The following is an 11,537-nucleotide window of genomic DNA, read 5'->3' as shown; positions in this document are numbered from 1 at the left end:
GTTTGGGCGTTTTATGAATTTACAATGCTTAATTCATCCATGAAGCTGGGTTACATCGGTCTTCCATGACCTCACCTCATTACACTGCGAAACTTCGTTTCGGTTGTAATTCGCCTAATTAAGTATGGTCGATAATAGCCCTTCAAGCTTATTGGTATTTACGCATTGAGTCATTTGATGAGCATTTTGTGGTAGTTATACAAGCCCAACTATAAATAGAGCTTAGTTAGTGAAGCGTAGCAGAGGTGTTTTCAGGTAACAGCTTTAGAAATACAGACTTCTACTTGATAGACTTTGTCTGGCCGAGAGTAGATTGATTATTTACAAAATTAAGGTTTCGTAACATATGGGATCTGTATTATTCTCTTTCTATTACTTCACACTTTTTGTTCAAGCAAAGCGTTTGAGGTGCTGGATTATGCTCACAGGTAGAAAATGCTTTGTTTTCTTGGTTATAAGCTTGTTCAAAGGATGTTATTTCAGTTGCCAAGAATTCAATGTCTTCTTGTTTACTTGTCTTAATTGAGTAAATATCAAAGCGACTCGGCCCGCCGCATGCGCGTTCACCATAGGAAATTACACGGCATTGATAGCTTGCATCACACGATTTATCTTCAATAGCTTTCTGAAGTTTCGTTTCTGCATCAGTAATGGTGCTAATTTTACTCTCTGGGTTGAAGTCATTTGATTGACATCCAAAGAGCAGGGTACTTAAGGCTACGATTGGTGAGATTTTAATAAGCTTCATAGACGAGTGTTTATACGAGTTATCTTTTATTTGTTCATACTAGCACAAACAAACTATTTATATCATACAAACACTTATCACGTGAATTATATCGTAGTTATTAGATGATACCTGTCATTGATGACTTATACCGTCTTGAAAGGCTAAGTTGATGGCCATTGCGTAAAGTAACCTGATAATCGCCGCTGTCGGTTGGTTTGAGCTCGGCGATACACTTTTTCCTGACGATTACACTACGATGAATGCGTATAAATCCTAAATCAGCTAGTTTGGTTTCCATAGTAGATAATGTTTCTCTGTGGAGAGTTGGGCGTTCTTCGTTCACTAAATATAGTTCGACATAGTTACCAGCCCCACCAACCCAGACTATGTCATTACAATCGATCAACTTAATTCTTCCAGAGTCTTTTACTATAAGAGTTTGATCAGGCGTGTTTAATTGATTAATCAAGCTTTGAATATTCCCAAAAGGGAGCTGTTTGTTGTTATTGAGCCGTGACGAAAGCTTTTTGATGCACTTACTAAATCGAGTCCTATCGCAAGGGAATAAAAGATAGTCAGCAAAATCATGTTCGAATGCGTAAATTGCCTCAGCTTCTGACTCTCCAAGATAAACGATTTGCGTATAGTCAGGGCATTCTTGAGCTAATGTTTCTAATGCGTCTAAATCAGGCAGCAAGTTGTGATTAATAAAAAGAACGTCAGCTTGCATCGTATTTACAATGCTAATTGCTTCAGACCAGTCAAACGCTAAAGCAATTGCTTCAAAGTTTTCGTGCTCCTTTAACAATGTTTTTAGTGCAGACTTATTACTTTCTTTTTCGTCTGCAATAACGAGACTAAATTTTCTCATTACGCAAGTTCCTTCTAATCTATAAGGTCTGTGCATTTTGTCATTGATTTGTCTACGGTGTTAGTCTTTTTGGGTAACAAGGAGTAACAAAATGTTAGTGGTTATTAAGTTGCTAAGCTATGTTATGTAAAGTTTCTGTAAAAATGTATTTATTTCTGTAACAGAAATTACACAAGTGTCCGCTTAAGTTGATTATCACGCCGTTTGTGTATTTGGTGTGGTAACCAAATATACTTGTTATTATTTTGTAAACGATGTTAAAGTTAAATTGAAACAATAAAACAACAATATAATAACATGAGATTTCCCGGGAGAATCTAATATGGCTCAATTTAAGAAGTCAGTATTAAAGGTAGCGGTATCAACAGCGCTGCTATCAGGTGTTACTTTTTCAGCTAATGCAGCGGAAGAAGCAGCGGAAAACCAAGTCGAACGTATTGAAGTAACTGGTTCGCGTATTAAGCGAACTGATATGGAAGGTGCTAACCCAGTCACGACTATAGATGCTGCGGCAATTAGCAAAATGAGTGTTAACAACGTTGGTGACTTACTGCAAAATTTAACCTCATCTGCAGGTGCTGCGGTTAATACTCAAACCAATAATGGTGGTGATTCAAGTACGCGTTTTTCATTGCGCGGTATAGGTGATGAAAGAACTCTAGTGTTAATCAATGGTCGTCGTGTGGTTGCTGGCGGTAATGGCGCAAATGCCTCCGTTGACCTTAATACGATTCCAACTTCGGTAGTTAAACGTGTAGAAGTTTTGAAAGACGGTGCTTCTGCTACTTATGGTTCTGATGCGATCGCGGGTGTGGTGAATATCATCACGCGAAATGATTATGAAGGGTTTGAATTAAAACTGAACGCAGGTCAAAGTGGCGAAGGTGATGCTGAAGCCAAAGGCGTTGATTTAACATTTGGTGCAGCGAGTGATCGCGGAAATGTTGTTGTGTCGTTAGGTTATAACGACCAAGGCGACGCCTTTCAGGGAGACAGAAGCTTTTCAGAATATGAACTTCGTGCCTATGCTGATGGTAGCACTGAGCGAGGCGGTTCATCTGCGCCACCTTGGAGCAATATGGATGGTTACAATGGTGACAATGTAACACAAGGGCCTGAGTTTGGTGATTGGCGCCCTTATGATGGGGCGACAGATTCATATAACTATAACCCAGTGAATTATCTACAAACTCCAAGTAAACGTAAATATGTGAATGTGTTCGCAAACTACTTGCTAGGTGAGTTTGGTGTTTTAGGTGAAGTAAACTCATTTGCGGAGATGAGTTATGTGCAAACGGTCGGTAAACGCTTAATTGCACCTGAGCCATTAGCACCACTTATTTTCTTCGGTACTGCAGCACCGTATTCGCCAGACAACTATTACAACGTCAAATATGGTCCAAAAGATCCAGACGGTAATTCATTCCAGATAGATGATTGGCGTCGCCGTATGCTAGAGACGGGCGGTCGTAAAAATGAACGAGATTACAAGACATTTAGAACTGTTGTAGGTTTTAATGGTGTATTTGAAAATGGCTGGGATTGGGAGATCTCGTATAATTTCGGTCAAAGTGATGCAACAGAGCGCGCTGAAGGCTATTTCAACTTAGCTCGAGTAGGTGATGCTGCTGGTCCAACGGGTTGGTTAGATGCAAACGGGTCACTTATTACCGATTCTGACGGTAACGCAATTGTAGATGCTGCGAATGGCGCTCAGCTTGTATGTTTGAATGCTGAAGGTGCTGTAATTGATGGGTGTGTTCCACTTAACATATTTGGCCAACCGGGCACTGATACTGCAATTACACCTGAGATGTTACAGTATATTTCGGGAGACTATAACACAACAGAGTTAGGTCAAAACCGTCAAGAGACTCTTTCGGCTATTGTTTCTGGTGACTTATTTGATTTACCAGCGGGCCCTGTAGGGTTTGCAGCGGGATATGAATACCGTAAAGAATCAGGATATTACAAGCCTGACTCGCTAATCCTTCAAGGTACAACTACAGCTGGTAACGCAGTAAGTACGGAAGGTGGATATGATGTACAAGAAGTGTTTGGTGAAGCGATTGTGCCAATTTTGGACGACGCACCATTTGCTCACATGCTCGAGTTGAGTGCAGCATTCCGTTATTCTGATTATAGTTCTTTTGGTGACAATACATCGGGTAAAATTGGTCTTAAATGGATGCCTACAGATGCGTTGTTACTTCGTTCAACTGTTTCAACTGCATTTCGAGCACCAACAATTGATGACTTAGTAGGCGGTGCAGCTATAGGCTTCCCAGAAGCTGCAGATCCATGTGATGCGAACACGTATGGGTCAGATGCAGCATATGAAGCAGTTAAGAACTCACCGAATTTTGCAAATTGTATTGCAACAGGTGTTCCTGCGAATGGATATGATTCAGATGGCGTTGAGCAAATTCCATCAAACACCGGTGGTGCAGAAAACTGGGGCGGTTCCATTGAGTTAGAACCTGAAGAAGCTGATGTTTTAACTGTAGGTATGGTTTACACACCAGACTTTGTTGAGAATCTGTCTTTCAGTGTCGATTACTGGGAAATTCAACTTGATAATGCGCTATCTACAGTAGGTACTCAAAGTACTTTAACAGGATGTTTCGAGCGAGGTGAATACTGTGACCGTATTACTCGATTTGGCGCAGACAGTGCTGCATATGGCGGTATTATTACGGTAGATGATTATGCGGTAAACGTAGGTGGTATCGATACAGCAGGTATTGACTTTGATATTCGCTATACTTTTGATTCGAACTTTGGTGAATGGCGCCTGTCTCTAGATGGTACTTACTTACTTGAATACGATAAGCACTTAGCATCTGAAACAATTGATCATGTTGGCCGCTTTGAAGTAAATCATGATGGTCACTTTGCAGAGCTAAAAACTAACTTTACAGTGGGTTGGTCAAAAGATGATTGGGATGCAACACTTACCACGCGTTACATTGATGGCGTTACTGAAACAGAAAATGGTTGGTGGACAGACCCGTTTGATCGCAGTGTAGAATCAAATGTAGTCGTTGATTTACAGGGTAGTTATTTAGTGACAGATCACTTAACAGTTACTGCTGGTATTGATAACTTATTTGATGAAGAACCGCCATTCGTATTCTCGGCATTCGGTGCAAATACTGACGTAGCAACTTACGATATTATTGGCCGTTATATGTACTTACGTGCTGTTGTTAGCTTTTAACGGACTATAACCCTGGTAGGGGTGTTTATTCACCCCTTTTTTATTTAAGGACAAAAAATGTATAAATCTCTAATAATTTTGAGTGTTTCACTGTTATTTATAGTTGGTTGTGAATCGTCACAAGATATGTTTAAGCGAGATCAGGTTGCTAGCGTACAGAAAAAACAAGCTGATACTGACGTTAATGGAGTGAGATGTGAAATAATGTCTCGCACAGGTAGCAATCGAAAAACTAAAGTGTGTCGTACAATTGAGCAAATTAAGCGTGATGAAGAAGTTGCACAAAATACACTTAAGCGGTTGAACAAACCAGAGATTACGCGTGGGCAGTAAAAATGCAGAGGGGTTATGCAATAAAGCGCATGCCCTGTTTAATTAGATTATAGTAAACTAGGCGTAAATATATGTTTCTTTTTATGTCAGAAATTTGATTTCTGAACCTGTCTTCTGCCGCTTACCACCAACTCCAATCTTCTTGAATAATTCAAATGGAAATAGTCTCTTAATGTAATTAGGTTGAGGTTTGCGTTTGACTAAGTCAGCGCAATACTATTCCAGGGAGATTATTATAATGAATACATTTAAAAAGTCAGCGCTTAAAATAGCGATGACATCTGCGTTATTTTCGGGCGCAAGTTTTAACACTATTGCTGCGGAAGCCAGCTCTGCAGATGATGTCGAGCGTATTGAGATTACGGGTTCACGTATCAAACGTTCAGATTTGGAAACGGCTACACCTGTTACTGTAATTTCAGCTGAGTCTATTAAAGAGCAAGGCTTCGACAGCGTAGCAGACGTATTACGTAATACGTCATTCAACACGTTAGGTTCTTATCGAGAGCAATCAGGTAGTAGTTTTGGTGGTGCAGCACTTGTTAACCTTCGCGGTCTGGGAACAGACAGAACTGCAGTTTTAATTAATGGTCGTCGCGTTCCGGGTAATGCATTTACCGGCACGTCCGCTGTTGATATCAATACAATTCCAATGTCAGCGGTTGAAAGTATTCAAATCCTCACTGACAGTGCCTCAGCTGTTTATGGTGCAGATGCGATTGGTGGCGTTATTAACATCATTATGAAGAAAGATTTTGATGGTACGATCGTAGAGTACAACAGTGATATTCCGAGTCAAGATGGTGGTGACAGAGAATCATTTAAGATCACAACTGGTACTTCAAACGATACATCAAGCGTATTGTTTTCATTTGAATACTCAAACAAAGATCACATTGCAGATAGCGACCGCTCATACACAGGACTGAATATCACGAGCAGTGGAATTCCTAGAGATGGTGTTGATGTTACTGGTGCAAATGGTGGTGGTAACTCCGGTTTTAATTTTGAGTTTACTGAAGCATTTTCCGTAGGTGACTGTGATGCAAGTTTCTACCTACCTGTTTTAGATCCTTTTGGCGTTCCAGGGACAGGCTGTGGTTATATTTTTAGTGATATCTCATACAACACAATGGATGTAGAGCGATTCTCTACATTTTTAGATGCTCGTAGAGACCTAAATGATGACCATGAAGTTTACTTTGAAAGCCGAATCTCAAAAGTTAAAACTTCAGGGCGATTTGCACCTGCAATCGGAGGATTTGCAGTAGCAGGTGATGCACCTATTAACCCTGTTGGTGAAGCGTTTTTACTTTATCACCGTTTCGTTGCGCATGGTCCACGTGATGACTCAAGTAATGCAACTGAAATGGATGCGGTACTAGGTTTCAATGGTAGTTTCGGTAACAGTGATATTGAATACGACTTTAGCGTTCGCAAATATAAGTATAATGCAACTGAATTAGGTAATAACTACGTATTACAATCAAACATTGAAGCGCTTGTTGCTAATGGTGGTTACAACTACCTTGATCCATTATCTCAAGACCCTGACCATTTGGCTGCAGTTGCAGCGAGTAAGGCAACATTAACGCGAGATTTATCAAACGATACTACTTCAATTCTTTTCGCACTTAATGGTGGCACTGGGATTGAGTTAGGTGGGGGTGATATTTTATGGTCAGCAGGTATAGAATATGCTGATGAGGAATATGAAGATATTTATGATTCATTCCGTGAAGCTCAGAATGTACTAGGTTCAGCAGGTAACTCAGCTGCAGGTGAGCGTCAGCGTTCGGCTGTTTTTGGTGAGTTGTATGTACCAGTTATCGATGGGTTAGAGTTGAATGTAGCTGTTCGTTATGATGATTATGACGATTTTGGCTCAGAAGTTTCACCTTCAATTTCTGCTTCTTATGTAGCAACGGATTGGTTAAAGCTAAGAGCTTCATATGGTCAAGGCTTCAAAGCACCAAACCTTACGGATCTGTATGCTAAACCGCAACAAAGTTTTGAGGGGTTAGTTGATACAACTCGTTGTCGTGCACAGGGTATTGCTGATGCGGATTGTCCTGCAGGTCAACAAGAAACTTATAATGCTGGTAACTCAGAGTTAAAAGCAGAAACGTCAGATTCATACAATCTAGGTATAATTTTAGAACCTGTAGAAGATCTATTGATAACAGCAGATTACTACAGTGTTGACCTAGAAAACGTTGTAACTCAACTTGAGTTTAAAGACGTATTTGAACTTGAACAGGCTAATAACCTTCCTGCGGGCGTTATAATTAACCGTGGCGCATCGAATGGTGGAGTTCCAGGTCCAATTACACGCTGCGTTGTTGAAAGCTATCCTAACTGTGGCCTGATCAATCCAGTGGCAAACTTAGCATCTCGCACTGTTGAAGGTCTTGATCTGAAAGTTCAATATCTATTTAAAACTGAATTTGGTGACTTTAGACCTGATTTACAATGGTCGCACATTGCAACTTATGAAGAAGAAATCTTAGGTGTAGTATTCGACCAGCCAGGAACTCAAGGCTATCCTGCAAATAGAGCTAACTTTAACTTCTTGTATGAGTTTGGTGATGTACGTGTTAACTACATGTATCAATGGATCGATGAAACTGATTCAGATACTGGCGGTAAGTTTGAAGCTTGGGATACTCATTCAATTAATGCAATTTATTCTGCAATGGATGGGTTAGACCTTGCTTTTGGTGTACGTAACTTAACAGACGAAGATCCGGCAATTGATACTGTTGGTGGTTGGGTGCAGGATTCTGCAGCAACTTCACGAGATTTGTATTCACTTGATGGGCGAGTGTTTACACTCGGCGTTAAATATTCATTTTAATTAGTAGTTTAGTGACTCAAAGCCAGCGACATTGTCGTTGGCTTTTTTATGTCTTAAATTAAGGGATTAATTTACTATATTCAAATATTGCTAGTGTGATTCTTTAACTATAGATAAACAGAAAGTTAATACATGTGTCTTTTTATGTCAGATTTATAGTTTTTGAATTCAACTCTCGCCGCTTATCCTTAAATTGGATCCTCTTGAATAATACAAATGGAAATGCCTTCTTAATGTAATTAGGTTGAGCTTTGCGTTTGACTAGTTCAACGTAATATTATTCCAGGGAGATAAAATAAATGAAAAAATTCAATAAGTCAGTGTTAAAGGTTGCGATTACCTCTGCATTGCTATCATCTATCAACTTTTCAGTAAATGCGGCAGAAGAAAATGCTTCGTCAGAAGAAGTAGAACGCATTGAAGTAACAGGTTCACGTATACAAAGAACAGATATGGAATCGGCACTTCCTGTTACAACGCTAACATCATCAGATATTGCAGCGACAGGTTTAACCGATTTATCAGCAGTTATTGCTCAAATGCCTTACAACACGCAAGGTAGCTTTGTAAGTGCGGGCGGTAGTTCCGCACAAAACCACTCAAGTTCAGGTATGCGTGGTTTAGGTTCAGCAAGAACATTAACGCTTATCAATGGTCGCCGTATTGCACCTTCTGCAACATTTGGTGGTACAAGTACAAACTTAAACTTTGTACCAATTGAAGCGGTAGAGCGTATCGATATTCTGCGTGATGGCGCATCAGCTATTTATGGTTCTGATGCTATCGGTGGCGTAATTAATATTATTCTGAAAAAAGACTTTGAAGGGTTATTAGTTAAAGGTTCATTTGCAAACCCAACACGAGGTCAACGTGATGAAGCTGGTGTTTCACTTACATTTGGTTCTCAAGGTGAACGTGCTCGCTCAACTGTTGTAATGGAGCACAAACAGTGGGAAGGTTTAGCAGGTGGCGGTAGTGGTCGCCCTCAACTAGAAGCTGATTGGGAAACTGGTTATAACCGTTCAACTATTTATTCTCCATATGGTACGTATCGCCCTGTTGATGACGAAGGTAATGCTATTGGTGCGCGTATGCCAGGCCCAGATTGTCCCGCAGATATGATTGTGGACCGTGGTGAAGATGATAAGCGATGTGGTTACAATTACCTTGATGGTAAAGACTTTTTACCTGACCGTAAGAAAGATTCAATCTTTGGTCATGTAGGCTATGACATTACTGATAATCTAGTTTGGGATTCACAAGTAATGGTACTTTTTGATAGCTCTGAAACAGCATCAACAAGTATTAATACAGGTTTTGGTAATGATCCTTTTTATATGGAAGCAGATAATCCAAACAACCCTACTTTCGGCACTGCAAATCCACAGCGTATCGAATACTGGACCCGTATGGTTGGTGCAGCTGATCGTGAATCAACGTTTGATAGTAACGTGTTAGACTTCTCAACATCACTAACTTACAACACTGATATGGGCTCACTTAAAGTTGACCTACAACACAGTACGCAAAAAGTGAATATCAAAACTGAGCACTACGTTTTTGAAGATAAATTTAGAGACGCAGTAAATGATGGTCGCTGGAATCCGTTTGTACTTGGTGGTAATGCGTCAGCAGAAGATATGGCTCTTTTCCAACATACGTTCACTCGTGAAGCAGAAACTGTATCAAAAGCGGCATTAATTAGTTGGGCGTCTGATACAAACCTAGAACTTGGTGGTGGTACTTTAGCTTACTCAGTAGGTGCAGAATATCGAGACGATACATTTGTAGATAAAATGGACCGACAGACTGCAAATGGTGACGTATTAGGAGCGTTTGGTGGTGATAGTGCAGGTGAGCGTAGTTATAAAGCGGCGTTTGCTGAAATGGATTTACCAGTTTTAGAAAGCTTAACTTTAAAAGTCGCAACACGTTATGACCAGTATAGTGTGCCAGATAAAGGTAAACTTTCGTCAGCAATTAATGCGCGTTATCAAGCGCTTGATAGTTTAGTACTGCGTGCATCTTATGGCCAAGGCTTCCGAGCGCCAAGCTTAGACGACTTACTTGGTGATGAAGCATTAAGCTTTAACCGAGTAATTGATACAACTCGTTGTCAAGCTCTGCCGCCAGCAGACCGTGAAGATGCCGATGTGTGTGAGCCACAACAGATTGAACGCCGAAGTGCAGGTAATGAGGGGCTAAATCCTGAAGAATCTGACCAGTACTCATTAGGTTTAGTTTGGGATATCGTTGATGGTACATCAATGACTGTGGATTACTACAACATTGAAATTAATGAGCAAGTACAATTTCTTAGCGCACAGTCAGTTGTTGATTTAGAAGCTGCGGGTCTACTTAGTAACTTTGATCCTAATCGAATTAATATTACACGTGATGCAGATGGCACGCTAACAAATGTAAATACAAGCTCTATTAATATGGCTGGTATTACAACAAGCGGTATTGATTTAAGTGTGAAAAGCCGTTTCGACTTAGGTAATTACGGTGAGCTTCGTTACAGCTTTGAAGGCTCATATACGCTAGAGTATGAAACGCAAGATACTCCGACAGCACCTCGTTTTGATGAAGTTGGTTATCAAGATACTCCTGAGTATCGTTTCAACACAGGTTTTGGTTATAGTATCGGTGATTTTGATGCAAACCTTACATATCGTTATACAGCTGCATTTAAAGGTGAGTCACCAGAGGATGAGCTAGCTAACATTGAACGTCAAGATTTCTCAAGTTGGAATACTATTGACTTGTCTGCATCTTACACAACAGATCAGTATGGCAAGCTTACAGTTGGTGCTCGTAACCTAACTGATAACATTGCTGACTTAAATGATGAGTTACGTGATGGTTTCAATGATGCTTTCCATGACATCATTGGTCGTGTTGTATATGCAAACTACTCTATTGCGTTCTAATAGAGATTAGCATAGCTAAAAATAGGAGCCTAAGGCTCCTATTTTTTTGATTTAGTTTATGAGTAATTAGGCTTTCCGGATATTATCTCAAGCTAAAGCTCTTGATAGAAAAATGTAAGAACAAATCGTTTTGTAGCTATTCGTTACAAATGAGCAACCTTATCTCGATGAAAGATAAGAATCTTTATTTCAAATTGTAATAGCTTCGCCGTTTGTCACCGAATTTGTTCGTATTATCACTTTAGCCTAGAGAATAGGGCGCGCAGTCAGTAGTCTAAGCTCATCGCATTGATATTTAACATTGCGATTTTCTTTGGACCAAATGGGGGATTTATCCACCCCCCATTTTATTTTCCCCACTAAGATTCTTGAGTTTTAAGATTTCAGAATATCTGCTAAACCCTAAACCCTGCTCTAAAAAAACTGTTGCATTTATCATCAATATCACTATAATACGCAAACTTTCAAAATTGTGAGTTCGCTTACAAGCTTTGAAAGTTAAAGATAGAGGCTTGGATTTCAAGCCCATGAACAGGAACTCCGATTTGGAGTTCAAAGGTAAGATATAAGAAGATTGTCGCTTTCCAATTTTT

The 11,537-nt window shown here is 40.0% G+C and carries 6 protein-coding genes; 4 read left to right on the top strand and 2 right to left on the bottom strand.

The features are described 5' to 3' along the window. Positions 1-358: 358 nt before the first annotated feature. Together L1068_RS18615 and L1068_RS18610 are read right to left on the bottom strand one after the other, a co-directional pair. The gene (locus L1068_RS18615) at positions 359-748 is read right to left on the bottom strand and encodes a hypothetical protein (protein ID WP_237131415.1); all 390 of its coding nucleotides are present in this window, start codon (positions 746-748) and stop codon (positions 359-361) included. Positions 749-848: 100 nt separating this feature from the next. Further along, positions 849-1,601: a LytTR family DNA-binding domain-containing protein gene (locus L1068_RS18610; protein WP_237131414.1), complete on the bottom strand. Its 753-nt coding sequence runs from the start codon at positions 1,599-1,601 to the stop codon at positions 849-851. Positions 1,602-1,923: 322 nt separating this feature from the next. Here L1068_RS18610 and L1068_RS18605 point away from each other — a divergent pair, with 322 nt between their 5' ends. The 4 genes from L1068_RS18605 (at position 1,924) to L1068_RS18590 (ending at position 10,944) form a co-directional block, all read left to right on the top strand. Then, positions 1,924-4,821, top strand: a complete 2,898-nt coding sequence (locus tag L1068_RS18605; RefSeq protein WP_237131413.1) for a TonB-dependent receptor — start codon at positions 1,924-1,926, stop codon at positions 4,819-4,821. Positions 4,822-4,878: 57 nt separating this feature from the next. Continuing rightward, the gene (locus L1068_RS18600; RefSeq protein WP_237131412.1) at positions 4,879-5,154 is read left to right on the top strand and encodes a hypothetical protein; all 276 of its coding nucleotides are present in this window, start codon (positions 4,879-4,881) and stop codon (positions 5,152-5,154) included. A gap of 238 nt (positions 5,155-5,392) precedes the next feature. Beyond that, the gene (locus L1068_RS18595) at positions 5,393-8,011 is read left to right on the top strand and encodes a TonB-dependent receptor (RefSeq protein WP_237131411.1); all 2,619 of its coding nucleotides are present in this window, start codon (positions 5,393-5,395) and stop codon (positions 8,009-8,011) included. A 299-nt stretch (positions 8,012-8,310) separates the two neighbouring features. After that, positions 8,311-10,944, top strand: a complete 2,634-nt coding sequence (locus L1068_RS18590; protein WP_237131410.1) for a TonB-dependent receptor — start codon at positions 8,311-8,313, stop codon at positions 10,942-10,944. Positions 10,945-11,537: the final 593 nt, after the last annotated feature.

The sequence above is a fragment of the Pseudoalteromonas sp. MMG024 genome, from assembly GCF_021654175.1.
Taxonomy (GTDB): domain Bacteria; phylum Pseudomonadota; class Gammaproteobacteria; order Enterobacterales; family Alteromonadaceae; genus Pseudoalteromonas.
The sequence above is the reverse complement of the archived record's forward strand: the minus strand, read 5'-3'. Positions and strand labels throughout refer to the sequence as shown.